This window comes from Pseudomonas fluorescens (assembly GCF_019212185.1).
Classification (GTDB): domain Bacteria; phylum Pseudomonadota; class Gammaproteobacteria; order Pseudomonadales; family Pseudomonadaceae; genus Aquipseudomonas.
On sequence record NZ_CP078138.1, the window covers coordinates 575,812 to 601,115 of the forward strand.

General features: G+C 61.8%; 25 protein-coding genes and 1 pseudogene. 5 read left to right on the forward strand and 21 right to left on the reverse strand.

Going from position 1 to position 25,304, the window contains the following annotated elements; all coding sequences use genetic code 11:
• Window positions 1–28 precede the first annotated feature (28 nt).
• The 11 genes and pseudogenes from KW062_RS29155 to ubiE form a co-directional block, all read right to left on the reverse strand.
• Window positions 29–892: a methyl-accepting chemotaxis protein gene (locus KW062_RS29155; protein ID WP_371321438.1), complete on the reverse strand. Its 864-nt coding sequence runs from the start codon at window positions 890–892 to the stop codon at window positions 29–31.
• Window positions 887–1,945: pseudogene (locus KW062_RS29160) on the reverse strand (methyl-accepting chemotaxis protein); the annotation flags it as partial. The gene KW062_RS29155 and the pseudogene KW062_RS29160, both read right to left, overlap by 6 nt.
• Window positions 1,946–2,017: 72 nt before the next feature.
• Window positions 2,018–2,725, reverse strand: a complete 708-nt coding sequence (locus tag KW062_RS02495; RefSeq protein ID WP_027617400.1) for a 16S rRNA (uracil(1498)-N(3))-methyltransferase — start codon at window positions 2,723–2,725, stop codon at window positions 2,018–2,020.
• Entirely contained in the window at window positions 2,722–3,516 is a 795-nt protein-coding gene (tatC, locus tag KW062_RS02500) for a twin-arginine translocase subunit TatC (RefSeq protein ID WP_027617401.1), read from the reverse strand. The genes KW062_RS02495 and tatC overlap by 4 nt, the downstream gene beginning before the upstream one ends.
• A complete protein-coding gene (gene tatB / locus KW062_RS02505; protein WP_027617402.1) occupies window positions 3,513–3,935 on the reverse strand; it encodes a Sec-independent protein translocase protein TatB in 423 nt (140 codons plus the stop codon). Before tatB ends, tatC begins: the two co-directional genes overlap by 4 nt.
• A 10-nt stretch (window positions 3,936–3,945) precedes the next feature.
• The gene (locus tag KW062_RS02510; protein ID WP_027617403.1) at window positions 3,946–4,224 is read right to left on the reverse strand and encodes a twin-arginine translocase TatA/TatE family subunit; all 279 of its coding nucleotides are present in this window, start codon (window positions 4,222–4,224) and stop codon (window positions 3,946–3,948) included.
• A 25-nt stretch (window positions 4,225–4,249) separates the two neighbouring features.
• Complete coding sequence (locus KW062_RS02515) at window positions 4,250–4,582, reverse strand: phosphoribosyl-ATP diphosphatase (RefSeq protein WP_027617404.1); 333 nt, start codon at window positions 4,580–4,582, stop codon at window positions 4,250–4,252.
• A complete protein-coding gene (hisI, locus tag KW062_RS02520; RefSeq protein ID WP_027617405.1) occupies window positions 4,575–4,976 on the reverse strand; it encodes a phosphoribosyl-AMP cyclohydrolase in 402 nt (133 codons plus the stop codon). Before hisI ends, KW062_RS02515 begins: the two co-directional genes overlap by 8 nt.
• An 81-nt stretch (window positions 4,977–5,057) precedes the next feature.
• Window positions 5,058–6,662, reverse strand: a complete 1,605-nt coding sequence (gene ubiB / locus KW062_RS02525) for a ubiquinone biosynthesis regulatory protein kinase UbiB (RefSeq protein ID WP_027617406.1) — start codon at window positions 6,660–6,662, stop codon at window positions 5,058–5,060.
• Window positions 6,659–7,282 carry a ubiquinone biosynthesis accessory factor UbiJ gene (locus KW062_RS02530; protein ID WP_027617407.1) on the reverse strand — a complete coding sequence of 208 codons (624 nt, stop codon included), beginning with the start codon at window positions 7,280–7,282 and terminating at the stop codon, window positions 6,659–6,661. Before KW062_RS02530 ends, ubiB begins: the two co-directional genes overlap by 4 nt.
• Complete coding sequence (gene ubiE / locus KW062_RS02535) at window positions 7,282–8,052, reverse strand: bifunctional demethylmenaquinone methyltransferase/2-methoxy-6-polyprenyl-1,4-benzoquinol methylase UbiE (protein ID WP_027617408.1); 771 nt, start codon at window positions 8,050–8,052, stop codon at window positions 7,282–7,284. Before ubiE ends, KW062_RS02530 begins: the two co-directional genes overlap by 1 nt.
• Before the next feature lie 165 nt (window positions 8,053–8,217).
• Between ubiE and KW062_RS02540 the strand changes: the two genes are divergently transcribed.
• The 3 genes from KW062_RS02540 (at window position 8,218) to KW062_RS02550 (ending at window position 10,053) form a co-directional block, all read left to right on the forward strand.
• Entirely contained in the window at window positions 8,218–8,493 is a 276-nt protein-coding gene (locus tag KW062_RS02540; protein WP_027617409.1) for a polyhydroxyalkanoic acid system family protein, read from the forward strand.
• 260 nt (window positions 8,494–8,753) lie between these two features.
• Window positions 8,754–9,176, forward strand: a complete 423-nt coding sequence (locus KW062_RS02545; protein ID WP_105754055.1) for a phasin family protein — start codon at window positions 8,754–8,756, stop codon at window positions 9,174–9,176.
• Between the two features lie 10 nt (window positions 9,177–9,186).
• Window positions 9,187–10,053: a phasin family protein gene (locus KW062_RS02550; RefSeq protein WP_105754054.1), complete on the forward strand. Its 867-nt coding sequence runs from the start codon at window positions 9,187–9,189 to the stop codon at window positions 10,051–10,053.
• 132 nt (window positions 10,054–10,185) lie between these two features.
• On the opposite strand, the gene KW062_RS02555 is transcribed toward KW062_RS02550, so the two are convergent.
• The 10 genes from KW062_RS02555 to KW062_RS02600 all read right to left on the reverse strand — a co-directional run bounded on the left by KW062_RS02555 (window position 10,186) and on the right by KW062_RS02600 (window position 23,013).
• A complete protein-coding gene (locus KW062_RS02555; protein WP_027617412.1) occupies window positions 10,186–10,806 on the reverse strand; it encodes a TetR/AcrR family transcriptional regulator in 621 nt (206 codons plus the stop codon).
• Between the two features lie 75 nt (window positions 10,807–10,881).
• Window positions 10,882–12,564 carry a class II poly(R)-hydroxyalkanoic acid synthase gene (gene phaC / locus KW062_RS02560; protein ID WP_027617413.1) on the reverse strand — a complete coding sequence of 561 codons (1,683 nt, stop codon included), beginning with the start codon at window positions 12,562–12,564 and terminating at the stop codon, window positions 10,882–10,884.
• 113 nt (window positions 12,565–12,677) lie between these two features.
• Window positions 12,678–13,535, reverse strand: a complete 858-nt coding sequence (phaZ, locus tag KW062_RS02565; protein ID WP_105754053.1) for a poly(3-hydroxyalkanoate) depolymerase — start codon at window positions 13,533–13,535, stop codon at window positions 12,678–12,680.
• 72 nt (window positions 13,536–13,607) lie between these two features.
• On the reverse strand, window positions 13,608–15,287 hold the full coding sequence (phaC, locus tag KW062_RS02570) for a class II poly(R)-hydroxyalkanoic acid synthase (protein WP_105754052.1): 1,680 nt from the start codon (window positions 15,285–15,287) through the stop codon (window positions 13,608–13,610).
• 257 nt (window positions 15,288–15,544) lie between these two features.
• On the reverse strand, window positions 15,545–15,916 hold the full coding sequence (locus tag KW062_RS02575) for a gamma-butyrobetaine hydroxylase-like domain-containing protein (RefSeq protein ID WP_105754051.1): 372 nt from the start codon (window positions 15,914–15,916) through the stop codon (window positions 15,545–15,547).
• Window positions 15,917–16,059: 143 nt separating this feature from the next.
• The gene (gene hslU, locus KW062_RS02580) at window positions 16,060–17,397 is read right to left on the reverse strand and encodes an HslU--HslV peptidase ATPase subunit (RefSeq protein WP_027617417.1); all 1,338 of its coding nucleotides are present in this window, start codon (window positions 17,395–17,397) and stop codon (window positions 16,060–16,062) included.
• 52 nt (window positions 17,398–17,449) lie between these two features.
• Complete coding sequence (gene hslV, locus KW062_RS02585; protein ID WP_007975582.1) at window positions 17,450–17,980, reverse strand: ATP-dependent protease subunit HslV; 531 nt, start codon at window positions 17,978–17,980, stop codon at window positions 17,450–17,452.
• A 221-nt stretch (window positions 17,981–18,201) separates the two neighbouring features.
• Window positions 18,202–18,900, reverse strand: coding sequence for an SPOR domain-containing protein (locus tag KW062_RS02590; protein WP_027617418.1), 699 nt, complete (start codon window positions 18,898–18,900; stop codon window positions 18,202–18,204).
• Between the two features lies 1 nt (window position 18,901).
• Window positions 18,902–20,638: an arginine--tRNA ligase gene (gene argS, locus KW062_RS02595; RefSeq protein WP_105754050.1), complete on the reverse strand. Its 1,737-nt coding sequence runs from the start codon at window positions 20,636–20,638 to the stop codon at window positions 18,902–18,904.
• Window positions 20,639–20,793: 155 nt separating this feature from the next.
• Window positions 20,794–23,013 (reverse strand): primosomal protein N', encoded by a 2,220-nt coding sequence (locus KW062_RS02600; protein WP_027617420.1) that lies wholly within the window; start codon window positions 23,011–23,013, stop codon window positions 20,794–20,796.
• A 289-nt stretch (window positions 23,014–23,302) separates the two neighbouring features.
• Between KW062_RS02600 and rpmE the strand changes: the two genes are divergently transcribed.
• Both rpmE and KW062_RS02610 read left to right on the forward strand, forming a co-directional pair.
• Window positions 23,303–23,521, forward strand: a complete 219-nt coding sequence (rpmE, locus tag KW062_RS02605; protein WP_027617421.1) for a 50S ribosomal protein L31 — start codon at window positions 23,303–23,305, stop codon at window positions 23,519–23,521.
• 441 nt (window positions 23,522–23,962) lie between these two features.
• Entirely contained in the window at window positions 23,963–25,231 is a 1,269-nt protein-coding gene (locus tag KW062_RS02610) for a malic enzyme-like NAD(P)-binding protein (protein ID WP_027617422.1), read from the forward strand.
• Window positions 25,232–25,304: the final 73 nt, after the last annotated feature.

Below are 25,304 nucleotides of genomic sequence, written 5' to 3' on the forward strand. Positions count from 1 at the left end.
GAGGCTGCTGGCAGCCTCCCGGTCTCGATCAAACCCGAAACTTGCCCACCAGCAACTGCAAATGCGTCCCCAACCGCGCCAGCTCGACGCTGGAGGACGCGGTTTCTTCGCTGGCGGCGGCCGTCTGTTCGGAGACGTCACGCACATTGAGCACGCTGCGGTTGATCTCTTCGGCCACCGCGCTTTGCTGTTCGGCAGCGGCGGCGATCTGCTGGTTCATTGCCTGGATCGCCGACACGGTGCGGGTGATGTTGTCCAGTGAGCCACCGGCGCGGCGGGTCAGCTCGACGCTGCTGTCGGTCAGGGCGCGGCTGTTGTCCATGATGCTGGCGACCTGTTGGGTGCCGCTTTGCAGGCCGACGATCAGTTCTTCGATCTCTTCCGTGGATTTCTGGGTGCGCTGCGCCAGGCTGCGCACTTCGTCGGCGACCACGGCGAAACCACGGCCGGCTTCACCGGCACGCGCGGCCTCGATGGCGGCGTTAAGGGCCAGCAGGTTGGTTTGCTGGGCTACGGACTTAATCACGTCCAGCACGCTGCCGATCTTGTCGCTCTCGCGCTGCAGATGGCCCATGGCTTCGGTGGAGTGGCCGACTTCGGTGGCCAGGCGCTCGATCTGCGCGATGGCTTCGTTGACGACCTTGTCGCCTTCACGGGCCTGCTGGTCGGCGGCGACGGCGGCTTCGGACGCCTCTTCGGCGTTGCGCGCGACTTCCTGCACGGTGGCGGCCATTTCGTTCATGGCGGTGGCCACCTGGTCGGTCTCGACTTTCTGGCTGTTGACCCCGGCGCTGGTCTGCTCGGTCACGGCGGACAGCTCTTCGGCAGCGCTGGCGATTTGCGTCACGCCGTCGCTGATGCCACCGATCAGCTCGCGCAGGCCGACGGTCATGCTCTGGATCGCACGTTGCAACTGACCCAGCTCGTCGCGACGCTGGGACACCAGGTCGTGGGTCAGGTCGCCTGCGGCGATGCGCTGCGAGACGGTCAGGGCCTGATTCAGCGGGATGATGATCTGGCGAGTGATGGCCCAGGCCGCGATCAGGCCAAAGACCAGCGCAAGGATGGTGGCCAGCAGCAGGGTGTTCTTGGCGTGTGCGGCATCGCTGTCGCGCACCTGGGTCTGGGATAGCGTCAGCTTTTTGCTCAGGTCCATCAGCCGTTCGCCTTGCTGGGCCATGTCCTTGAGCGCGGCCGCGCTGGCGACCTGAGCGTCGCGGAACTGACTGACCGCTGCACGGTAGCCGACCAGAGAATCGCTGGCCTGCTGCAGGTTAGTGACGTGCTGATCAGGCAACTGCCCCGGCAGGCTTTTCAGGTAGCTGAGGGCATTGTCGATGGCGTCGAGGGCCGGTTGCTGGGCCTCGGCCTTGCCGCTGTAGGTATAGCCGCGCACCTGGAAACGCGCTTGCTGGAGCAGTTTGCTCAGCTCGACGACGCTGTTGAACTGGCTGACGTTGTCGCCTTGCAGCAACGTTTTTTCGATTTCACCGACCCGCGCCACGGCGTTGTCGGCGGTGGCACCCAGCCTGGCGCGCGCGGCCTCGCGGCTGGCGGTGGCCTGGGTCAGGTCGGTGAAGGCGCTGCGGTAGGCGCTGGCGGCGTCCAGTTGCTGCTTGAGCATGGCCAGGTCAGCAGGCTGTTCGATCATCGTCAGGGCGCTCTTGAGGCCCTGGTCGAGCGTGTTCAACACCTCGCTGACCGCCGCCGGGCCTTGCTCGCCATGCTGCATGTCGTAGTTCAGGCGAGCGATGCGCAGGTCCTTGGTCAGCTCGTTGAGGCTGGAGATGTAGCCCAGCTTGTCGCCCCGGCTGATGATGCTGCTCATGCCCGACCAGCCGTTGACGGTGATCAACAGGGTCAGCAACAGCACCAGTCCGAAGCCGATTCCCAGCTTGCGATTGACGCTCACATTGCCCAGATTCTCGGCTAACCATCGGTACATGCTGCGAACTCCCCATCGAATCAATTCTTGGGGAGGTTATCGGCAGGCGAGCGTGAATCTGTAGGCGCAGACTTAGAACAGGCGGGCCAACAAGGCGGTGACGGCGGTTTCAACCCGCAGGATGCGTTCACCCAACTGCACCGGTTGCAGCCCGGCCTTGCCCAGCAGGTCGATCTCGTAGGGGATCCAGCCACCTTCAGGGCCGATGGCCAGGGTCACCGGCTCATTCAGTCCGCGTGGGCAGGGCGGGTGGTTGCCGGGGTGACCGACCAGGCCCAGGGTGCCTTCGACGATGGCCGGCAGGCGGTCTTCGACAAACGGCTTGAAGCGCTTTTCGATGGTTATGCTCGGCAAGGCGGTATCACGGGCTTGTTCCAGACCCAGGACCAGTTGTTCGCGGATCGCTTCGGGTTCGAGAAACGGGGTCTGCCAGAAGCTCTTTTCAACGCGGTAGCTGTTGACCAGCACCACATTGGCCACGCCCATGGTGGCCACGGTCTGAAACACCCGACGGAGCATCTTCGGGCGGGGCAGGGCGAGGACCAGGGTCAGCGGCAATTTGGCTGGCGGTGCCTGGTCGAGGCTGACCCGCAGCTCGGCTTCGCCGGACTCGAGGCGCAGCACTTCGGCGGCACCCATCAAGCCGCCGATGCGCCCGACCCGCAAGCTATCGCCGACCGCCACGCGATGCACTTCCTGCATGTGGGTCAGGCGCCGATCGCGCAGCACGACGCGGTCGGCTGCAATGAAGTCAGCCTCTTCGAGGAGCAGCAGATTCACGGCTGGGTCGCTGGCGGCTGGTCGTTGTGATCGTCTGCCGCCTGGTCGTCCGGATGGTCGCCGCGCTTGCTGATCAGGCTGCCAAACAGGATGCCGACTTCAAACAGCATCCACATCGGCACGGCCAGCAGGGTCTGGGAGAAGATATCCGGCGGCGTGAGGATCATCCCGACCACGAAACAGCCGATGATCACGTACGGACGGATTTTCTTCAGGTAGGCCACGTCGACCACGCCGATCCACACCAACAGGACCACAGCCACCGGGATTTCAAACGCCACGCCGAAGGCGAAGAACAGCGTCATGACGAAATCCAGGTAGCTGGTGATGTCGGTCATCATCTCCACGCCGGCCGGAGTGGCGGCGGCGAAGAATTTGAAGATCAGCGGGAACACCAGGAAATAGGCGAACGCCATGCCGGCGTAGAACAGCACAATGCTTGAGCACAGCAACGGCACGGCGATGCGCTTCTCGTGCTTGTACAGGCCGGGTGCGATGAAGCCCCAGATCTGATGCAGGATCACCGGGATCGCCAGGAACAGCGAGACCATCATGGTCAGCTTCAACGGCGTCAGGAACGGCGATGACACGTCGGTGGCGATCATCGTCGCGCCGGCGGGCAGGTAGGCTCGCAACGGGGTCGAGACGAAGGTGTAGATCTGCTGGGTGAAGGCGAACAGCCCGGCGAAGATCAGGAAGATCGCCGCGACGCAGCGCAGCAGTCGGGTACGCAGCTCGGTGAGGTGCGAAACCAGCGGCATGTGTTGGTCATTCTCTGGAATATCGCTCATGGGGCTCGCGGCGGCAGAGTGGAGTCATGGGGGGCAGGCGCCGCAGCGGCCGCCTCGGGAGTAACGCTGGCTGGCGCAGGCGGGCTGGCCGGTGCCGGGGCTGGCTCGACCACCGGGGCCGCGGCCTGGGCGTTCTGCTCGGTCGAGGTGGCCGGCGGAGTCGGCTGTTGCTGGACCGGATTGAGGATGTTGCGCGCCTCTTGTTCCAGCGACAGGATGTGCTCGTTGTGCAGTTGCCGACGGATTTCGTCGGCACCGATTTCACGCTCAACTTCCTGTTTGATCGCATTGAAGCTGCGCTTCAGGCGCCCGACCCACAGGCCGGCGGTGCGCGCAGCGCCGGGCAGGCGCTCGGGACCCAGCACCAGCAGGGCAACGAGGCCGACCAGCAGCAATTCAGAGAAGCTGATACCGAACATTAGTCTGTGCTCACGAGTCTTTGCGGGTCGGCTCTTCGACTTTCTGCGCCTGCACGTCGATGGTGTGCGGCTCTTTCAGGGTCGAAGCCTGTGGCTGCACTGGCGGTACTGGCTGTGCAGTGGGTGGGACGCCCGGCTCGGCGGGTTTTTCATCGTCGTTCATGGCCTTGCGGAAGCCCTTGATCGACTCGCCGACGTCGGTGCCGAGGTTTTTCAGTTTCTTGGTGCCGAACACCAGAACGACCACCACGAGAATGACGATCCAGTGTTTCCAGTCAAAAATGCCCATGTTGCAACTCCTCTCTAATCGTTATTCAGTTGGACGGACGCGAGGCTTTCTCGACGTGCCCGGAAAGGCCGAAGCGACGGTCCAGTTCGTCCAGGACCGCCTGTGGATGCTGGCCCAGTTGGGCGAGCATGATCATGCTATGGAACCACAGGTCTGCGGTTTCGTAGATGACATCGCTGCAATCTCCGCTGGCGGCGGCATCCTTGGCGGCGATGATGGTCTCGACCGACTCTTCGCCGACCTTTTCCAGAATCTTGTTGAGGCCCTTGTGGTACAGGCTGGCGACGTAGGAACTGTCGGCGGCAGCGCCTTTACGGTCTTCGAGCACTTGGGCCAGGCGGTTCAGGGTGTCACTCATGGGTGTGTCCTGCGCTGTAGATGGCATGCGGGTCCTTGAGCACCGGATCGACGGTTTTCCAGTCGCCGTTTTCAAAGACGCGATAGAAGCAGCTCTGGCGACCGGTATGGCAGGCGATGTCGCCAATCTGCTCGACCATCAGGATGATCACGTCGGCGTCGCAGTCCAGACGCATCTCATGCAGGGTCTGGACGTGGCCGGACTCTTCGCCCTTGCGCCACAGTTTGCCACGCGAGCGCGACCAGTAGATGGCGCGGTTCTCGGCGGCGGTCAGTTGCAGTGCTTCGCGGTTCATCCAGGCCATCATCAACACGCGCCCGGTCTTGTAGTCCTGGGCAATCGCCGGCACCAGGCCGTCACTGTCCCATTTGATCTCGTCCAGCCAGTTTTTCATCTTCGACTCCGACAACCTGACCCGGCGTGTTCGCTGGGCCCAGGCGAATTGAAACAGTGTGCCAGCCGATGACGCGGCTGGCTATCGACGAACGACCAGATACAAGCCCACAGCCACCATTACGCCGCCTGGCCAGTGGCCCAGTTCGTTCAGTGGACCACCCGCCAGCAGGATTGCGCCACCGGCCAGATGGGCTGTACCGAGCAGGCGCAGGAACCAGTCGTCGCGGCGCCGGTGCCAGGGTGGCGGAGGATCGGACGCGTGGGGTTGGGACATGCGCTCCAGCAGATCGCGGGTCATGCTGGCCAGGTGCGGCAGTTGCTCCACCTGACTGTGCAGGTTGCCGAGCAGGGTTTTCGGGCTGACGCGCTCGCGCATCCAGCGTTCGAGGAATGGCTGGGCGGTGTTCCACAGGTCCAGGTCGGGGTACAGCTGACGACCCAGGCCTTCGATGTTGAGCAGGGTTTTCTGCAGCAGGACCAACTGCGGCTGCACTTCCATGTTGAAGCGGCGAGCGGTCTGGAACAGGCGCATCAGCACCTGGCCGAAGGAAATATCTTTTAACGGTTTTTCGAAGATCGGCTCGCACACGGTGCGAATCGCCGCCTCGAATTCGTTGAGCTTGGTTTCCGCCGGCACCCAGCCGGAGTCGATGTGCAACTGTGCCACACGGCGGTAGTCACGCTTGAAGAAAGCGAACAGGTTGCGTGCCAGGTAGTCCTGGTCTTCCGGGGTCAGGCTGCCGACGATGCCGCAGTCGATGGCAATGTACTGCGGACTCCACGGGTTGACGGTGCTGACGAAGATGTTGCCCGGGTGCATGTCCGCATGGAAGAAGCTGTCGCGGAACACCTGGGTAAAGAAGATTTCGACGCCGCGTTCGGCGAGCATTTTCATGTCGGTGCGTTGGTCGGCGAGGGTTGCCAGGTCGGTCACCTGGATTCCGTAGATACGCTCCATCACCAGCACTTTGGGGCGGCACCAGTCCCAGTAGACCTGAGGCACGTAGAGCAGCGGCGAGCCATCGAAGTTGCGCTTGAGCTGGCTGGCGTTGGCCGCCTCGCGCAGCAGGTCGAGTTCGTCGTAGATGGTCTTTTCGTAGTCCTGGACCACATCCACCGGGTGCAGCAGGCGCGCGTCGGCGGAAAGCTTTTCGGCGGCTCGGGCGAGGATGAACAACCATGCCAGGTCCTGCGCGATGATCGGCTTGAGGCCCGGGCGGATGACCTTGACCACCACTTCTTCGCCGGTTTTCAGTTGCGCGGCATGCACCTGCGCCACCGAGGCCGAAGCCAATGGCTCGACGTCGAAACGGCTGAACACTTCGCTGATCTTCTTGCCGAGTTGCTCTTCGATCAGCTTCACCGAAAGCTGCGAATCGAACGGCGGAACGCGGTCCTGCAGCAGCATCAACTCGTCGGCAATGTCTTCCGGCAGCAGGTCGCGGCGGGTGGACAGGATTTGCCCGAACTTGATGAAAATCGGTCCCAGGTCCTGCAATGCCAGGCGCAAGCGTGCGCCACGGCTGAGATCGAGGGGCTTGCGCGGGAACCAGCGCCACGGCAGTGCGTAGCGCAGGGCCAGCAGGAACCAGGGCAGGGGCAGGGCAAACAGCAGGTCATCGAGGCGGTAGCGGATCACGACGCGCTGGATGCGCAACAGACGGCGGACGGCGAGCAGCTTCATGCGTTATCGCTTGAGTCGAGGGATCGGGAAAGACGCTCCAGGCGCGCCTCAAGACGTTCCAGGTCGAGTTTGACCTGGTCCAGTTCACTGAATCGGGCTTCGGCTTCGCGCTGGCCCACCAGGGTGCGCGATTCTTCGGCGAGGTATTCGGCGAGGTTCTGGTTGAGACTGGCGAAACCTTGTTGATACCAGCGGGCGCGACTGCGCAGGTGACCGCCGATCAGGTGGCTGGCGACCGGGCCGAGCCAGCGCGAGAGTTCGTACTCCCAGTCCAGCTCCAAGTCCTGCAGCACGCCGGCCAATTCCAGCAACACGCCGCTGTCGCCATCGAGCTCGACTTCGGGGCGGTGCAGGATCGCCGTCTTGTCCTTGCTCAACGCCAGCGCCAGCAAACTGGAAGCGGGGGCGCGCAAGGTGCAGTCGGCTTCGGCTTCCCAATGCGCGGCCAGCAGCAGGCCTTCATCGCTAGGCAGGATGAACAGCTGCAGTGCCGGGCTGCGACACTCGACGGCAATCACCTTGCCGCTCAGGTGCGCCAGGCGCGGCAGCGCGGTGCTGTCGAGACGAAGAACCCGATTCAGGCCGAGTTCGACACTGGCGAGCAGGCCGGCGAGCAGCATCAGGGCTTGATGCCGCGGTGCAGGGCGACGATACCGGAGGTCATGTTGTGGTAGGTCACGCGGTCGAAACCGGCCTCGACCATCATCGACTTCAGGGTTTCCTGGTTCGGGTGCATGCGGATCGATTCGGCCAGGTAGCGATAGCTTTCCGGGTCGTTGAGGATCAGCTTGCCGACCATCGGCATAAAGGCAAACGAGTAGGCGTCATAGACCTTGGACATCAGCGCATTGGTTGGCTTGGAGAACTCCAGCACCAGCAAGCGGCCGCCGGGCTTGAGTACGCGTAGCATCGAGCGCAGGGCGTCTTCCTTGTGGGTCACGTTGCGCAGGCCGAAGGCGATGGTCACGCAATCGAAGTGGTTGTCCGGGAAGGGCAGCTTCTCGGCGTCGGCCTGGACGAACTCGATGTTGCCGGCCACGCCTTTGTCCAGCAGGCGATCACGACCGACCTTGAGCATGGACTCGTTGATGTCCGCCAGGACTACCTGGCCGGTAGGGCCAACCAGGTGCGAGAACTTGGCCGCCAGGTCACCGGTGCCGCCCGCGATGTCCAGCACGCGATTGCCTGCGCGCACACCCGACAGCTCGATGGTGAAACGCTTCCACAGACGGTGCATGCCGCCGGACAGCACGTCATTCATCAAGTCGTACTTGGCCGCTACCGAGTGGAATACTTCGGCGACTTTTTCCGCCTTCTGGCTTTCCGGAACGTTCTTGAAGCCAAAGTGCGTGGTGGGTTCGGCATCGCTGCCTTTGCGCTGATCAGTCATATCGCTGTCACCATAAGAGAATGCGCGCCATTCTAATCCCCAAGCCATGCTTTGTCTTGGAATGGCTAAAGGTAAGATGGGCGACCTTCGGGACGATTTGCCGCAGTGGCGGTCAGATTTACCGACAAGCATCCATCGCTGAATTTACAAAGAAGGAGTCATTCAATGGCCCGCATTAGTGTTGAACGTGCCCACAGCCTGGGTAAGGACGCGGCCCGCGAGAAGGCCGAGAAGCTGGCGAAGAAGCTCTCCGAGGAATACGGCCTGGAGCCGCAATGGGCCGGCGACACCCTCAATCTCAAGCGCTCCGGGGTCAAGGGGGCGGTGCATGTGGCCGAGGATTCGATTCGGGTCGATGTCGAGCTGGGCCTGATGATGTCGGCGATGAGCGGCGTGATCAAGGCGGAAATCGAGAAGGCGCTGGACAAGGCGTTGGTTTGAATCGGGCATCGATTTGCAGATATCCCCCCTTCCTCCTGTGGGAGCCGGCTCGAACTGGCGATGGCGTGCTCGAGGGCAGTGCATGGTTTGAGGGCCTCTTCGCGACGGTGCGACGATTCGACAGGCTCGCTCCCACAATTCAAACGGTGCACTCAGCAATCCCGGGTTAGGGTGCCGTTTCTAATTTTTCTCCCTACCGTGTGCCTGAGCCCGACTCTTTCGCGGGCAGTTCCTCAAACCTTCTGCGCGTGAGGTGCACTATGGCCAAAGTTATTCTGAAGAAAAAAACCGACGTTCAGCCTGCCCCGGTGAATGAAGTGAAATCCTATGCCCGCAAGATCTGGCTGGCTGGCCTGGGTGCCTACGCCAAGGTTGGCCAAGAGGGCAGCGAGTACGTTCAAGAGTTGATCAAATCGGGTCAAGCTGTTGAAAAGAAAGGCAAAAAAGTTGTGGGTGAACAACTTGAAGCCGCCAACACTCAGATCGATAACGTCAAGGGTGAAGTGGTCAGTCTCAGGGAGCGTGTTGAAGTGCAGTTCGACAAAGTCGAGCGGGCTTTCGACACCCGTGTCGCCAATGCCTTGAATCGTGTCGGCATTGCGTCTAAACATGACGTTGAGACACTCTCTGCTAAGCTCGATGGGCTGACGGCATTGCTCGAACGTGTCGCGCGTAAACATTAAGGAGAACGGGATGGCTGGTAAAAAAACCACTGATAAAGAAGGCAGCTCGTGGATCGGGAAAGTCGAAGACTACTCCCGCAAAATCTGGCTGGCTGGTTTAGGCGTGTACTCGAAGATCGACACTGACGGCAGCAAACTCTTCGATGCATTGGTTAAAGATGGCGAGAAAGCAGAGAAGCTCACCAAGAGCGCTGTGGGTAAAAAAGTCGACGCTGCCAAAGACTCTGCGTCGTCCGCCAAGTCGCGTATCTCCGGCGTGAAAGATCGTGCGCTGGGCAAATGGGATGAACTGGAAGGGGCTTTCGACAAGCGCCTGAACAGCGCCATTTCCCGTCTGGGCGTGCCAAGCCGCAATGAAGTCAAGGCACTGCACAGCAAGGTCGATACCCTGACCAAGCAGATCGAAAAACTCACCGGTGCCAAGGTTGCACCTGTTGCGGCGAAAACCGCAGCGGCCAAACCTGCTGTTGCCAAGCCAGCCGCCAAACCGGTTGCCGCCAAGGCCGCCGCCAAACCTGCAGCCAAACCTGCAGCCAAAGCAGCGGCCAAGCCGGCTGCGAAAACGGCAGCGGCCAAACCCGCCGCCAAACCCGCCGCCAAGCCGGTCGCCGCCAAGGCCGCAGCAAAACCGGCAGCCAAGCCAGCCGCCAAGCCTGCGGCGAAAACCGCAGCGGCCAAGCCTGCAGCCAAACCGGCCGCAGCGAAAAAGCCGGCAGCCAAAAAGCCTGCGGCACCGAAAGCGCCAGCCGTCGCTGCGAAGCCGGCCGCTGCTGCCGCGCCAGCGCCGGTCAGCTCGGCAAACTCCGCCGCCGCGCCAGCACCTGCTGCAACCCCGACTGCAACGCCAACTCCAGCGGCGCCAACCAGTCAGTCCTGATTACTGCGGGACACACAAAAACGCCCGGCCTGCGAAGGTCGGGCGTTTTTGTTTGGGCCTTTTGAGTTGAACCACAGACCACCGTAGGAGCTAGCCTGCTCGCGATGGGGCCTACGCCACACCGTACTGCGTTCAGGCGTGCGCTTCGAGATATTGCTGCGCCAGTTGCTCGGTCGCTATCTTGCCCGCCGGCTGCAGGTGGGGCGCCACCAGCATCATGATCTGATAGACCACCACCCGCACCTCGCCTTCACGATCGAGAATCCGCTGGTAGTCGAGGGAGAACAGCAGGGTCATGGTGATCTGCTCGACCAGTTGCCCGAGAGCACGGGTATCGCTCACCAGTCTTCCCTCAGCCTTGAGGCGCGCCAGCAATGAGGCCAGCGTACGCTTGAGGGCGTTGAGCAGGTTGCGGATGCCCTTGGCCAGTTTCGGCAGGCGTCCGGCCAGGTTCGACAGGTCCTGGAACAGAAAGCGGTAATGCGCCAGGCGCTCGATGATCAGGTGCAGGAACAGCCAGTACTCGTCCGGACTCAAGCGTGCATCGGAGGGCGGATCCAGCAGCGGTGTCAGCTCACTTTGAAAGCGTTCGAACAAACCGAGAATCAACGGCTCCTTACCGTGAAAGTGGTAGTAGAGGTTGCCGGGGCTGATCCCCATTTCGTTGGCAACCTCCATGGTCGAGACATTCGGTTCGCCCTTCTGGTTGAACAACAACAGGGCGCATTCAAGAATCCGGTCGCGGGTTTTCATCCAGTCTTCTTAGTGGTCGATGCTTGAGGTCGGTGAATGCGACGGCCCGTGTCCCGGCCGCCGCGCAGTCTGTGGTCAACGCACCCGCACATAGGTGCCAGGTGCGGCTTCCTGAGGAGGGTATTTCTGGTTCCCCAGCGCCATAAGGGTTTCCCGTTGGGCGCCGGAGCGCGCCTGGATCCAGCCCAGCCACTCGGTCCACCAACTGCCCTCGGCCTGCTTGGCATCGTAGTACCAGGCCCGCGGGTCGCTGGTCATTTTTGCGCTCTCGACATAGTGGGCCTTGGGGTTGCCCGGTGGGTTGAGAATGCTCTGCACGTGACCGCTATTGGACAGCACGAAGCGCCGATCGCCGCCAAGCAGCAGGGTGGAGCGGTAGACCGCGTCCCACGGGGTGATGTGGTCATTCATGCCGGCCACGCTGAAACTGTCGACGTTGACTTTCTGCAAGTCGATCGGCGTACCGCACACCTCCAAGCCGCCTGGGTGGGTCAGCGGGTTGTGCTTGAAGAAGTCCAGCAGGTCGCCGTGCAGGGCTGCCGGCAGGCGTGTGTTGTCGTTGTTCCAATAGAGGATGTCGAACGCCGGCGGCTCCTTGCCCAGCAGGTAGTTGTTGACCCAGTAGTTCCAGATCAGGTCGTTGGGGCGCATCCAGGCAAACACCCGGGCCATGTCGCGGCCATCGAGCACGCCTTGCTGATAGGAACGGCGTTTGGCTGCTTCGAGGGTCTGCTCATCGGCAAACAGCGTGGCCGGGCTGTCCAGTTGGCTGTCGAGCAGGCTGACCAGGTAGGTCGCACTGGCGATCCGGCGCAATTGCCGCTTGGCCTGCAGATGGCCCTGCAAGGCTGCGATGGTCAGCCCGCCGGCACAAGCGCCCATCAGGTTGACGTCGCGGCTGCCGGTGATTGCCCGGCAGACGTTCATCGCCTCTTCCACGGCTTCGACGTAGCTGGACAAGCCCCATTCGCGGTGCCGCACATCCGGGTTGCGCCAACTGATCATGAACACTTGCAGGCCATTCTTCAGGGCAAACTGGACGAAGCTGTTGCTCGGGCTCAAGTCGAAAATGTAGTACTTGTTGATCTGCGGCGGCACCACCAGCAATGGCCGGGCGTACTGCTTTTCGCTCATCGGCTTGTACTGCATCAACTCCAGCAGCTCATTGCGAAACACCACGGCGCCGGGGGTGGTGGCGACGGTTTTGCCGACCTCGAAAGCATGCTTGGTGACCTGGCTGGGCAAGCCATTGTTGTGTAGCAAGTCATCGAACAGGTGGGTCAGTCCGCGGACCAGGCTGTGGCCGCCGGAGTTGAACAGCTCCTTGACCGCCAGCGGGTTGAGTAGGGTGTTGGAAGGCGAAACCGCATCGTTGATCAGGGCGAAGGCGAAGTGCGCGCGGGCGCGGTCATCGTCGGGCATGCCGCTTTCGTCGATCCAGCTTTTGACCTGTTTCTGCCAGCTCAGGTAGGCCTGCAGGCTGCGCCGGTAAAAGGGATTGAGGCTCCAGCTGGGATCGCTGAAGCGACTGTCGGTGGCGTGCGGCTGATGCAGCGTTTCGCCCAGCAATACTCGACCCAATTGCCCGCCGAGCGCCAGTGCGTGACGAGCGCTGTGCACGGGATGGCGCAAGCCATGGGCGGCGACGCTGCGCAGGGTTGAGAGCAGGTCGCGGCCACGCAGGCCGGTGATCGCACTCTGGGCATTGATGAACGTCGCCGCTGTCGGCAGGGTGCCCGGTGCTGGTTTGTCTCGCATGAGTCAACACTCCTTCGTCAAGCCTTCTACAGGTTGCTCAATCCCGCACGCACGCTAACGGCGCGGCAGGCCTGACCGGCGCCCTCGACTGCCTTGTCGAGGTGCGCGGTGTCTCATGTGCCGCCATAGGGCGCCGGATGCGGGTGCATGACCGCGCGCTGGCGTTCTTCCTGAAGGAATTTCATGATGATGGGGGCGACGGCCTCGGCCCGGGTGATCAGGAATAAATGACCGTCGTCGATTATGTGTAGCTGGGCATTGGGAATACGCCAGGCGAGCATGCGCATATTGACCAGCGGGATCAGCGGGTCGTCGTCACCGGCCAGCACCAGGGTGGGTTGGCGGATCTTGTGCAGCCAGTGAATGCTGGTCCAGCCCAGGCCTGCGAACAGTTGCCAGTAGTAGCCCAGCTTGCCAGCCGAACGAACCTTGCTGGCGTGGTCGGCTGCCAGGTTGGGGTCGCGGCGGAACGAACCGCCATAGATCATTGGCGCGATGCGAATCACGTGGGACGGCTGGATGTAGCGTCGCGGGCTGGCCATCATCCACAGCACCTTCGGCTTGCCCGGGACCATCACCGCGCCGGCTGCCGTTGCCGCCAGCACCAGTTTCTTGCAGCGTTCGGGATAGTCATGGGCGAACTGTTGCGCCAGCGCGCCACCCCATGACACGCCAATCGCGTTGACCTGGCCGTAGTCGAGGTAGTCGAGCATCCGCGCGGTCAATTTGGCCAGCCCGGGAAAACGGTACGGACGTCGAGGCGTCGACGAGCCGCCCACACCCGGCACGTCGAAGGCAATCACCTCAAGGTCCGGATCCAGCGCTTGGACGAACGGAAACACCAGCTCCAGGTTGGCGCCGATGCCGTTGAAAATCAGCAAGGGGGTCAAGTGCGACTTGCCCGGGCGTACCGCGGTGCGGATGGTCTGGCCATCCAGGTCGACGGTACGAAAAATGAACGGTTGCGCCATGATTCGGAACCTGCAGTTGGGGTCGAGCAGATTCCAGCTGCAAGCGCCCGGCTTGCAGCTGGAAGCTTGTCGCTAGCGTTCGTGTACGTACGTCCCCGGTGCGGCTTCACCCGCAGTAAAGGTCTTGTTGCCAAGGGCGGTCGGGGCTTTTTTCAGCTTGCCCGCACGTTCGGCCTGCCAGGCCTGCCAGTGCAGCCACCAGGAATCGGTGTGCTTGGTCGAGTTTTCCTGCCATTCATCCGCACTCGATGCCGATTCCGAGTTGGTCATGTAGCGCGACTTCGGATTGCCCGGCGGATTCAGAATGCTCTGGATATGACCGCTGCTGGACAGCACAAACTCGACCTTGCCGCCAAACAGCTGGGACGACTTGTAGCAGGACTTCCACGGTGTGATGTGGTCGCTGGTGCCGGCCAGGGCATAGACATCGGCGGTGACCTGCTTGAGGTCGATCGGCGTGCCGCACACTTCCAGTGCATTCGGACGGATCAATGGGTTGCTCTTGAACATTTCGATCAGGTCGCCGTGGAACGCCGCCGGCAAGCGGGTGGTGTCGTTGTTCCAGAACAGGATGTCGAAGACCGGCGGCTCGTTGCCCAGCAGGTAGTTGTTGACCCAGTAGTTCCAGATCAGGTCGTTGGGGCGCATCCAGGCGAAGACTTTGGCCATGTCTTTGCCTTCCAGCACGCCGGCTTGATAGGAGTGGCGCTTGGCGCTTTCCAGGGTCTGCTCGTCGACGAACAGGGCCACCTGGGAGTCGAGGGTGGTGTCGAGCACGCTGACCAGCAGAGTCAGCGCATTGACCTTCTTCTCGCCGAGTGCGGCGTAGTGCCCCAGCAAAGCGGTGCAGGTAATGCCGCCGGAGCAGGCGCCGAGCATGTTGACGTCTTTGCTGCCGGTGATGGCGCTGACCACGTCGACCGCTTCCTTGAGCGCTTCGATGTAGGTCGACAGGCCCCACTCGCGCTGCGCCTTGGTCGGGTTGCGCCAACTGACGATGAAGGTCTGCACGTTGCTGCGCAGGCAGAAGCGCGCCAGGCTTTTTTCCGGGCTGAGGTCGAACACGTAGAATTTGTTGATCTGCGGCGGCACCACCAGCAGCGGGCGTTCGTAGACCTGTTCGGTGATGGGGCGGTACTGGATCAGCTCCAGTACGTCGTTGCGAAACACCACCGCGCCTTCGGTGGTGCCCAGGCTCTTGCCGACTTCGAAGGCGCCCATGTTGACCTGGCTCGGCATGCCGCCGTTGTGTACCAGGTCCTTGGCGAGGTGCGAGAGACCATCAAGCAGGCTCTTGCCGCCAGTCTCGAAGAAGCGTTTGACCGCTGCGGGGTTGGCCGCGCTGTTGGTCGGGGCCATGGCTTCGGTCATCAGGTTGATCACGAAGTGACCGCGGCTGATGTCCTGCTCGGACAGGTTGCTGTCGCCGATCCAGTCGTGCAGCTCCTTGCGCCAGGCCAGGTAGGTTTGCAGGTAACGTCTGTAGAGCGGGTTCTGGCTCCATGCCGGATCGTTGAAACGACGGTCATCGCCTTCCGGTTGCAGCTCGGACTTGCCGAATATCACGTTCTTCAGCTCAAGGCCGAAGTGAGCAACGTGCTTGACGCTATGGATGGGTTGTTTGATGGCCTGTGTCAGCACCATGCGAGCAGAACCAAGCAGATCTTTTCGGCGCAAGCCGATGACAGGATTTAGCCCCAGGGTGTTTTCCGAGGCTTGGCGTTTCAGGTCATCGTTATTCTTGTTACTCATCTACGACGCTCCATTGTCCCGAGTCGAGTACCTGAGTCCGGCTGTGGAGTCACACAGCTCTTGCCAGGTGCGCGCTCGGGTGACCGTTAATTGCACATCGCTGAGTTTTCAGTTCAGGGAGCGCTGCACAGAACTTGCCAGCTCCATTGGTTACCCGAGTTTAATTTTTTTCGCAAGCAGGCCAATCAATGGCTCACGGGGGGAGCATTCAAGCAGATGAAATTAGAAAATGCGCTCTAAAGAGCGAGAGGCCCGGACTAGAGCATCAGCTTGACGACGGACTCGCTGGGGTCGCGGGATTTTCCGGCGGCCTTGAGCTCGTCCAGATAGTCGGCCCAGAGATCGTCCTGACGTCGCGCCAATTGGTAGAGATAATCCCAAGTGAACAGGCCGCTGTCGTGGCCGTCATCGAAGGTCAATTTCAGTGCGTACTGACCGGCCGGTTCGACCTTGCTCAGGCCGACGCCGATCTTGCCAAATTGCAGGATAGGTTTGCCGTGGCCCTGGACCTCGGCGGAGGGGGAGTGCACGCGCAGGAATTCTGCGGGCAGTTGGTACTCTTCGCCGGACGCGTATTTCAGCGACAGGGTTTTCGAGGCTTTGTGCAGTTTGATGTCAGTGGGGATCATGGCCGGATGTCCGCTTTGCGAGGCTCCCTGTGGGAGCGAGCCTGCTCGCGATGGCGGTATATACATCAACACAGTGGTTGAATGTACCTCCGTCATCGCGAGCAGGCTCGCTCCCACAGGTTCTCTATCGCTGTAAGAGTTGCTTACAGGATATAACGGGACAGATCTTCGTTCTGCGCCAATTCACCCAGGTGGCTGTTGACGTAGTCGGCGTCGATGCGGATTGGCTGCTCGCCATGGGCACTGGCCAGGTCGCCGGCGCTGAACGACACCTCTTCGAGCAGGCGCTCGAGCAGGGTGTGCAGGCGGCGGGCACCGATGTTCTCGGTCTTCTCGTTGACCTGCCAGGCGATCTCGGCCAGGCGCTTGATGCCGTCTGGCTGGAACTCGATGGCCAGGCCTTCGGTTTTCAGCAGGGCGGCGTATTGCTCGGTCAGGGACGCGTGCGGCTCGCTGAGGATGCGCTCGAAATCTTCCGGCGAAAGGGCCTTCAGTTCGACGCGAATCGGCAGGCGGCCTTGCAGCTCCGGTACCAGGTCGCTCGGCTTGCTCAGGTGGAACGCGCCGGAAGCGATGAACAGGATGTGGTCGGTCTTGACCATGCCCAGTTTGGTGTTGACGGTGCAGCCCTCGATCAGCGGCAGCAAGTCGCGTTGCACGCCTTCGCGGGACACGTCGACGCCACCGGCATTGCCGCGCTTGGCGACTTTGTCGATTTCATCGATGAACACAATGCCGTGCTGCTCGACTGCTTCCAGAGCCTTGGCCTTCAACTCTTCATCGTTGACGAGGCGGCTGGCTTCTTCGTCGCGCACCAGCTTGAGCGCTTCCTTGACCTTGAGCTTGCGGGCCTTCTTCTTGCCCTTGCCCATGTTGGCAAACAGGCTCTGCAACTGATTGGTCATTTCTTCCATGCCTGGCGGCGCGGAAATGTCGACGCCGGCGTTCTCGGCGACTTCGATTTCGATCTCTTTGTCGTCCAGTTGACCCTCACGCAGGCGCTTGCGGAACAGCTGACGGGTGTTGGAGTCCTGGGTCGGCGCTTCGTCGTTGTTGAAGCCCATGCGCGCCGGCGGCAGCAGCGCGTCGAGGATGCGCTCTTCGGCGGCATCTTCGGCGCGATGGCGAACCTTGGTCATTTCCTGTTCGCGCAGAAGCTTGATCGCAGCATCGGCCAGGTCGCGGATGATCGACTCGACGTCACGGCCGACATAGCCGACTTCGGTGAACTTGGTCGCTTCGACCTTGATGAACGGCGCGTTGGCGAGTTTCGCCAGGCGACGGGCGATTTCGGTTTTGCCGACACCGGTTGGGCCAATCATCAGAATGTTTTTCGGGGTTACTTCAACGCGCAGTTCTTCGGGTAGTTGCATCCGGCGCCAGCGGTTTCGCAGGGCGATGGCGACGGCGCGCTTGGCGTCGTCCTGGCCGATGATGTGGCGATTGAGTTCGTGGACGATTTCACGGGGAGTCATGGACATAGTAATTGGCGGACCTCAAGCAAGCAGGAGCCGTGGCGCAGGGCGCACGGGCTTACTCGGCGCAGTCCTGCTCCTCAATGGTCTGGGTGTGGTTGGTGAACACGCAAATGTCGCCGGCGATGCCCAGGGCGGTCTCGACGATTTCACGGGCCGACAGATCGGTTTTTTTCAACAGGGCACTGGCTGCGGCCTGGGCGTAGGCGCCACCGGAGCCCATGGCGATCAGGCCATCTTCGGGCTCAACCACATCGCCGTTGCCGGTGATGATTAGGGAGGCGTCTTTGTTGGCAACGGCGAGCATCGCTTCGAGGCGGCTCAGGGAGCGGTCGGTGCGCCATTCCTTGGCCAGTTCGACGGCGGCACGCACCAGATGACCCTGATGTTTCTCAAGCTGGCCTTCGAAGCGTTCAAAGAGGGTAAAGGCGTCGGCGGTGGCGCCAGCGAAACCGGCGATGACCTGGCCGTGGTACAGGCGGCGAACTTTTTTCGCGTTGCCTTTCATCACGGTGTTGCCCAAGGAAACCTGGCCGTCGCCGCCCATGACGACTTTGCCGTGGCGGCGAACTGAAACGATGGTGGTCAAGGGAAGAGTCTCCACGCAGCGGGGCGAAAATGCCTTATGCAGACTCATATGGGGGTGGTGTGGCGTTTTTCAACTGTAGGACGTGGAGCAGGACGGGCGGTCTGTAGGAGCGAGCCTGCTCGCGATGAGGCCATCAGCAACACCGCATCAAATTCATCGCCAGCAGGCTGGCTCCTACAATGGATTGGGGTACACCGCAGAATCCCGGTGAAAACCGCCGATCAGCGGCTCTGACGTTGTTGTAACAACAAGTTGCTGAAACCGCTGCCGGCCAGTTGCTTCTGCGCCGTCGTCAGTTGCTCACGATTGCTGAACGGACCAACCAATACCCGATACCAGGTTTCATCCTTGACCGTGCCCGACTCCACCGAAACCGATTGGCCGAGCAGGATGATCTGTGCTCGAACCTTGTCAGCATCGGCTTCCTTGCGGAATGAACCGGCCTGCAGGAAGAACTTAGTCACCGGCGCGGCCTTCGCCACCGGTGGCGCTGGTGGTGGCGTCAGGCCGCTGAGGGCGGCTTGGGCGCGGGCAGTGTCGATCTTCGCCGCTTCTGCCGGTGTCACAGGCGCCACGGGGGCGGTCTGCGGGGTCGGCAGGGTTTTCTCGGGCACGGCGTCCGGCGGCACGATGACTTCCGATTCCGGCAGCAAGGTGTAAAAGTCGTACTTCGGCTTCACCGGTTGCTGCGGGCTCGGCGGGGTCTTGTTGGCCTCGGCCATGCGCGTGGCTTTCTGTTCTTCCTGCTTGACCCGCTTGACGTCGTCGCCCTTGCCGGGCTCCAGCTTCATCAGGAACACGATAAACGCGCCCACGGTCAGACCGATGGCCATCCATAGCCAGCCCGGAATCGGCTGTTTTGCTGGAGCTTGGTAACGGCTGGCGCCACGCTTGGGTGCAGGTTTTTTCTTGGCAGCCAACTTACATACGCTCCAGGGTTTCCAGGCCCAACAGCTCCAGGCCTTGCTTGAGAGTGCGACCGGTCAGTGCGGCGAGGCGCAAGCGGCTCTGCATCTGCGTCGGGGTTTCGGCGGCGAGGATCGGGCAGTTCTCGTAGAAGCTGGAGAACAGGCCGGCAACGTCATACAGGTAGGCGCACAGGATGTGCGGCGTGCCTTTCTCGGCGACGTTGTTCAGCACCTCGGCGAATTGCGCCAGCTTGGCGGCCAGCTCCTGTTCGTGGGCGGCTTCGAGGACGATCTGCCCGTCAACTTCGTTGAAATCCTTGCCCAGCTTGCGGAACACGCCGGCCACGCGGGTGTAGGCGTAAAGCAGGTACGGCGCGGTGTTGCCTTCGAAGTTGAGCATCAGGTCGAAGTTGAAGCTGTAGTCGCTGGTGCGGTGCTTGGACAGGTCGGCGTATTTCACCGCGCCAATGCCCACCACCTTGGCGATGTTGCGCAGGTCGGCTTCGGCCAGTTCCGGGTTCTTGTCCTTGACCAGGCTGTAGGCGCGTTCCTTGGCTTCGTTGAGCAGGTCGATCAGCTTGACGGTGCCGCCATCACGGGTCTTGAACGGACGGCCATCGGCGCCGTTCATGGTGCCGAAGCCCATGTGCTCCATTTCCATCGGATGGGTCACGAAGCCGGCCTTGCGGGCCACGGCAAATACTTGCTGGAAGTGCAGGGCCTGACGCTGGTCGACGAAGTACAGGGCGCGGTCGGCCTTGAGCACGCCGCTGCGGTAGCGCACGGCCGCCAGGTCGGTGGTGGCGTACAGGTAGCCGCCGTCGGCCTTGACGATGATCACCGGCAGCGGCTCGCCGTCGGCGTTCTTGAATTCATCGAGGAACACGCATTGTGCGCCGTTGCTCTCGACCAGCATGCCCTTGGCCTTGAGGTCGTTGACCACGTTGATCAGGTCGTCGTTGTAGGCGCTTTCGCCCATCACGTCGGCCATCGTCAGCTTGACGTTCAACTGCTCGTAGATTTTCTGGCAGTGCGACAGCGAGATGTCCTTGAACTTGGTCCACAGCGCCAGGCATTCGGCATCGCCGGCCTGCAGCTTGACCACCAGGCCGCGCGCGCGGTCGGCGAACTCGGCGGACTCGTCGAAGCGCTGCTTGGCGGCGCGGTAGAAATTTTCCAGGTCCGACAGCTCGTCGCTGGTGATCGGGTTTTCCTGCAGGTAAGCCATCAGCATGCCGAACTGGGTGCCCCAGTCGCCTACGTGGTTCTGACGGATCACGGTGTCGCCAAGGAACTCCAGGACCCGTGCCACGCCGTCACCAATGATGGTCGAGCGCAAGTGGCCGACGTGCATTTCCTTGGCCAGGTTCGGCGCCGACAGGTCGACCACGGTGCGCTGCACTGGGCCGGTCTTGCGTACGCCGACGTGGGCGTCGGCCAGGGCGGCATCCAGGCGCGCTGCCAGGGCCTGGGTGTTCTGGAAGAAATTGAGGAAGCCCGGGCCGGCGATTTCGGCCTTGCTGACGTTTTCGTCGGCTGGCAGCGCGGCGATGATTTTCTCCGCCAGGTCGCGCGGCTTCATGCCGGCCGGCTTGGCCAGCATCATGGCGATGTTGCTGGCGAAGTCACCGTGGGTCTTGTCGCGGGCGTTCTCCACCTGAATCGCCGGCGTCAGGCCTTCAGGCAACACACCGTCGGTAACGAGTTGGGTGAGGGCTTGCTGGATCAACTGGCGAATGGTGTCTTTCATGGGCTTCTCTTTCAACCGCATAGCGGCGGCGCGTCAATGCGCGGGTGGAAAAACTGGGCATTATCCGTTGCCAGGGCGGGCTTGCCAACCTTAGCAGGCCGGTTATGGATGTGTGGTGACAATTCGCCGCCCTTCACTGGCAAGCGACCTGCCGATCAATACAAGTCCACCGGATCCACATCCAGCGACCAGCGCACTGCCCGGCCGCTGGGCAAGTGCTCCAGCACCAGCATCCAGCTGTTGAGCAGTCGGTGCAGGGGCGCCCGGGCGCTGGCTTGCACCAATAATTGTGCGCGATAACGCCCGGCGCGGCGTTCCATGGGGGCCGGCACAGGGCCGAGGAGTTCGATGCCGCCGAGGTTCTGTTCGGCCAGCAGGCGCTCCGCTTCGCTGCAGGCTTCGTCGAGGAAGCTTTCGGCCTGGCCGGGCTTGTGCGCCTCGGCGCGGAGCAGGGCCAGGTGGGCGAAAGGCGGCAGGCCGGCGGCACGACGCTCGCTCAGAGCCTGCTCGGCGAAGGCGAAGTAGCCCTGTTCGGTCAATTGCACCAGCAGCGGGTGATCGGCGAGATGGGTCTGGATAATCACTTTGCCCGGCTCTTCGGCACGCCCGGCGCGTCCGGCAACCTGCACGATCAACTGCGCCATGCGTTCGCTGGCGCGGAAATCGCCGGAGAACAGGCCGCCATCGGCGTCGAGGATCGACACCAGGGTCACTCGTGGGAAGTGGTGACCCTTGGCGAGCATCTGGGTGCCCACCAGAATGCACGGTTGGCCTTTTTGGATAGTGGCGAACAGCTGGTTCATCGCATCCTTGCGCGAGGTGCTGTCACGATCGACCCGCAACACCGGATAGTCCGGGAACAGAATGCCCAAGCGTTCCTCTGCGCGTTCAGTGCCGGCACCTACCGGGCGCAGGTCGACTTTGCCGCACTTGGGGCAATGCCGCGGAACGCGCTCGACGTAGCCGCAGTGATGGCAGCGCAGTTCACCGGAGCGTTGATGCACGGTCATGCGCGCATCGCAGCGTTGGCATTCGGACATCCAGCCGCAATCGTGGCAGAGCAGGGTCGGCGCGAACCCGCGGCGGTTGAGGAACACCAGGACTTGCTGGCCGGCCGCGAGGGTCTGGCCGATGGCCTGTTGCATCGGCCCGGAAATGCCGCTGTCCAGCGGTCGACTCTTGACGTCCAGGCGCAGGAAGCGCGGCTGTTTGGCGCCGCCGGCACGCTCATTCAGGCGTAGCAGGCCGTAGCGTCCGGTGTAGGCGTTTTGCAGGCTTTCCAGGGACGGCGTTGCGGAGCCGAGGACAATCGGGATGTTTTCCTGGCGTGCCCGCACCAGCGCCAGGTCGCGGGCGTGGTAGCGCAGGCCTTCCTGCTGTTTATAGGAGCCGTCGTGCTCTTCGTCGATGATGATCAGCCCGGGGTTTTTCATCGGTGTGAACAGCGCCGAACGGGTGCCAATAATAATGTCGGCCTCCCCATCGCGGGCGGCGAGCCAGGCATCCAGGCGTTCACGGTCGTTGACCGCTGAGTGCAGCAGAGCGATCCGTGCATTGAAACGTTGCTCGAAGCGCGCCAGAGTCTGCGGCCCGAGGTTGATTTCCGGGATCAGCACCAGGGCTTGCTTGCCGGCCTCCAGGGTGGCGCGGATCAACTGCAGATAGACTTCGGTCTTGCCGCTGCCAGTGACACCGGCCAGCAAAAACGCGTGAAAACCGTCCATCCCGGCACTGATGGCTTCATAGGCGGCGCGCTGTTCGGGGTTGAGTGGCAGCTCTGGCTGGGCCAGCCAGTGTTCATGGCGCTCGCCGGGTGCATGCTTGCGGATTTCGACCTGGACCAGATCCTTGGCCAGCAGCAAGTCGAGGCTGTCCTTGCTCAGCATCAGTTTGCTCAGCAGCGCATGGGCGACGCCATGAGGGTGCTGGGCCAGGGTCGCGAGGGCCTCGCGTTGGCGCGGGGCGCGGGCAATGCGTGGGTCGTCGAGCCTGGCGCCTGGCGCCGCTGACCAGAAACGCTCCTGGCGGGCTTCGGCCAGTTCGCCCTGGCGCAGCAGGACCGGCAGGGCCCAGCTCAGAGTGTCGCCCAGGCTGTGCTGGTAATACTGGGAAGTCCACAGGCACAGCTTGAACAACGAGGCCGGCAGCGGCGGCGTGGCATCCAGCAGGGCCAGCGCCGGCTTGAGCTTGTCGGCAGGCACTTCGCTGTGATCGCTGATTTCCACCAGGATTCCGATCATCTCCCGGCGTCCGAACGGCACCCGCAGGCGCATGCCTGGTTGCAATTGCGTGCGCTTGACGCCGGCCGGGGCTCGATAATCGAACAGGCGGCGCAGGGGCGAGGGCAGGGCGAGGCGCAGAATGGCGTCGGGCACGCGGGAAAGTCTCGATAGCTGACATAGAAGATGGCGCATTCTCTGTAGGAGCGAGCCTGCTCGCGATAGCGACGTGTCAGACGACATATCCGCTGACTGACACTGAGCTATCGCAGGCAAGCCCGCTCCCACAAGGGTTGGGTCGCACCCATAGGGGGCGGAGCCTAGCAGACGACCGGTTTGAGGGACAGCTTGCGTCATCGTCAAGGTCTGGTAGAATCCGCGGCCTAATTACGTGCGGTATTCAACAATGGTGTTGAGTGGCGGCACGCTAGCTGAGGAAAACACCATGAAAGCTGATATCCATCCAGAATACCCAGTCATCGCTGTGACCTGCAGCTGTGGCAACAAGTTTGAAACTCGTTCGACTTTCGGCAAAGCTCTGCCAATCGACGTTTGCAACGAGTGCCACCCGTTCTACACCGGTAAGCAGAAGACTCTGGACACCGGCGGCCGTGTACAGCGCTTCGCAGACCGCTTCGGTGCGTTCGGTGCGAAAAAGGCCTAAGGCCGATCTACCGGGAAAACCCTCGCGGTTTTTTCTCGGTGATGAAAAAAGCGTCCCTTGCGGACGCTTTTTTTATGCCTGTGATTTTGCTTTTCGCAAGCGCGGCCTGGAGCAATCGCGAGGTGTTTTGGCTCAGGTTCAGGGTTCAGTTGTACTGCTGGTTGCACCCAATCGGCTACAGCCCTCTGGATTGAGCATCCCGTCAGGGGCTGCGGGGGTGTTGAGGTCTCGAGGGCGCCTGAATGGCAGGTACGCCATAAAAAATTGTAGACATTTTTTATATCGATTGTGAACACTTGTAGGCCTTGTGTTCCGTGGCTCTTGGGCGAAAGTCGTAGGGCAGGGCGCTTGACAGGGGTGACCGGTCAGTCTTGTGGGGACTTTGCGAGGCGCGTATCCTCGCTGACCAGTCTGTCCAACAGTAAAAAGCGGAATGCCCCTATGTCTGATCTGAAAACTGCCGCTCTCGAATATCATGCTCAACCTCGTCCAGGTAAGCTGAGTGTCGAGCTCACCAAGGCCACCGCTACCGCCCGCGACCTGTCGCTGGCCTACAGCCCCGGCGTAGCCGAACCAGTACGCGAAATTGCTCGCGATCCTGAGCTGGCCTACAAATACACCGGTAAAGGCAACCTGGTTGCAGTGATTTCCGATGGCACCGCGATTCTTGGCCTGGGCAACCTCGGCCCGCTGGCGTCCAAGCCGGTAATGGAAGGCAAGGGCGTACTGTTCAAGCGTTTCGCCGGCATCGACGTATTCGACATCGAAGTCGATTCCGAAAGCCCGCAAGCCTTTATCGACACGGTAAAGCGCATCTCCATCACCTTCGGTGGCATCAACCTGGAAGACATCAAGGCGCCTGAGTGCTTTGAGATCGAACGTGCTCTGATCGAGCAGTGCGATATTCCAGTGTTCCACGATGACCAGCACGGCACCGCGATCGTCACCGCGGCCGGCATGATCAATGCCCTGGAAATCGCTGGCAAGACCCTGCCAGAAGCCAAGATCGTCTGCCTGGGCGCTGGCGCTGCCGCCATCTCCTGCATGAAATTGCTGGTGAGCATGGGCGCGAACATCGAGAACATCTACATGGTTGACCGTACCGGTGTGATCCACTCCGGCCGTGACGACCTGAACCAGTACAAGGCAGTCTTCGCTCACGCGACCGACAAGCGTTCCCTGGCGGACGCGCTGGAAGGCGCTGACGTGTTCGTCGGCCTGTCCGGTCCGAACCTGCTGAGCGCTGAAGGCCTGAAGTCCATGGCCGCCAACCCGATCGTGTTTGCTTGCTCGAACCCGGATCCGGAAATCTCCCCTGAGCTGGCGCACGCCACTCGTAATGACGTGATCATGGCGACCGGTCGTTCGGACTACCCGAACCAGGTGAACAACGTACTGGGCTTCCCGTTCATTTTCCGTGGTGCCCTGGACGTTCGCGCCAAGCGCATCAACGAAGAAATGAAAGTGGCTGCGGCCAACGCCCTGCGTGAACTGGCCAAGCTGCCAGTGCCTCAGGAAGTGTGCGACGCCTACGGCGGTATCAAGCTGGAATTCGGCCGTGAGTACATCATTCCGAAACCAATGGATGCCCGCCTGATCACCGTGATCTCCGATGCCGTGGCCAAGGCCGCCATCGAGACCGGCGTAGCGACCCTGCCGTATCCGAAGAACTACCCGCTGAAAAGTGTGGATGATGTGTTCAACGGCTAAGTCGTTGTAGCGCGTCAATAGAAAACCCCGGCTCTGGCGAGTCGGGGTTTTTTTATGCCTGAGGTTTTGTGTG

Coding starts and splice junctions, on each gene's coding strand:
- KW062_RS02515 (WP_027617404.1), bottom strand. CDS start 4,582: ATGAGTGACACCCTGAACCGCCTGGCCCAAGTGCTCGAAGACCGTAAA.
- hslU (WP_027617417.1), bottom strand. CDS start 17,397: ATGTCCATGACTCCCCGTGAAATCGTCCACGAACTCAATCGCCACATC.
- KW062_RS02550 (WP_105754054.1), top strand. CDS start 9,187: ATGGCTGGTAAAAAAACCACTGATAAAGAAGGCAGCTCGTGGATCGGG.
- phaC (WP_105754052.1), bottom strand. CDS start 15,287: ATGAGTAACAAGAATAACGATGACCTGAAACGCCAAGCCTCGGAAAAC.
- KW062_RS02610 (WP_027617422.1), top strand. CDS start 23,963: ATGTCTGATCTGAAAACTGCCGCTCTCGAATATCATGCTCAACCTCGT.
- KW062_RS02555 (WP_027617412.1), bottom strand. CDS start 10,806: ATGAAAACCCGCGACCGGATTCTTGAATGCGCCCTGTTGTTGTTCAAC.
- tatC (WP_027617401.1), bottom strand. CDS start 3,516: ATGAGCGATATTCCAGAGAATGACCAACACATGCCGCTGGTTTCGCAC.
- KW062_RS02540 (WP_027617409.1), top strand. CDS start 8,218: ATGGCCCGCATTAGTGTTGAACGTGCCCACAGCCTGGGTAAGGACGCG.
- KW062_RS02545 (WP_105754055.1), top strand. CDS start 8,754: ATGGCCAAAGTTATTCTGAAGAAAAAAACCGACGTTCAGCCTGCCCCG.
- phaC (WP_027617413.1), bottom strand. CDS start 12,564: ATGCGAGACAAACCAGCACCGGGCACCCTGCCGACAGCGGCGACGTTC.
- ubiE (WP_027617408.1), bottom strand. CDS start 8,052: ATGACTGATCAGCGCAAAGGCAGCGATGCCGAACCCACCACGCACTTT.
- hisI (WP_027617405.1), bottom strand. CDS start 4,976: ATGAAAAACTGGCTGGACGAGATCAAATGGGACAGTGACGGCCTGGTG.
- tatB (WP_027617402.1), bottom strand. CDS start 3,935: ATGTTCGGTATCAGCTTCTCTGAATTGCTGCTGGTCGGCCTCGTTGCC.
- KW062_RS02510 (WP_027617403.1), bottom strand. CDS start 4,224: ATGGGCATTTTTGACTGGAAACACTGGATCGTCATTCTCGTGGTGGTC.
- phaZ (WP_105754053.1), bottom strand. CDS start 13,535: ATGGCGCAACCGTTCATTTTTCGTACCGTCGACCTGGATGGCCAGACC.
- KW062_RS02530 (WP_027617407.1), bottom strand. CDS start 7,282: ATGCTGCTCGCCGGCCTGCTCGCCAGTGTCGAACTCGGCCTGAATCGG.
- ubiB (WP_027617406.1), bottom strand. CDS start 6,662: ATGAAGCTGCTCGCCGTCCGCCGTCTGTTGCGCATCCAGCGCGTCGTG.
- KW062_RS29155 (WP_371321438.1), bottom strand. CDS start 892: ATGACCGTCGGCCTGCGCGAGCTGATCGGTGGCATCAGCGACGGCGTG.
- argS (WP_105754050.1), bottom strand. CDS start 20,638: ATGAAAGACACCATTCGCCAGTTGATCCAGCAAGCCCTCACCCAACTC.
- rpmE (WP_027617421.1), top strand. CDS start 23,303: ATGAAAGCTGATATCCATCCAGAATACCCAGTCATCGCTGTGACCTGC.
- KW062_RS02575 (WP_105754051.1), bottom strand. CDS start 15,916: ATGATCCCCACTGACATCAAACTGCACAAAGCCTCGAAAACCCTGTCG.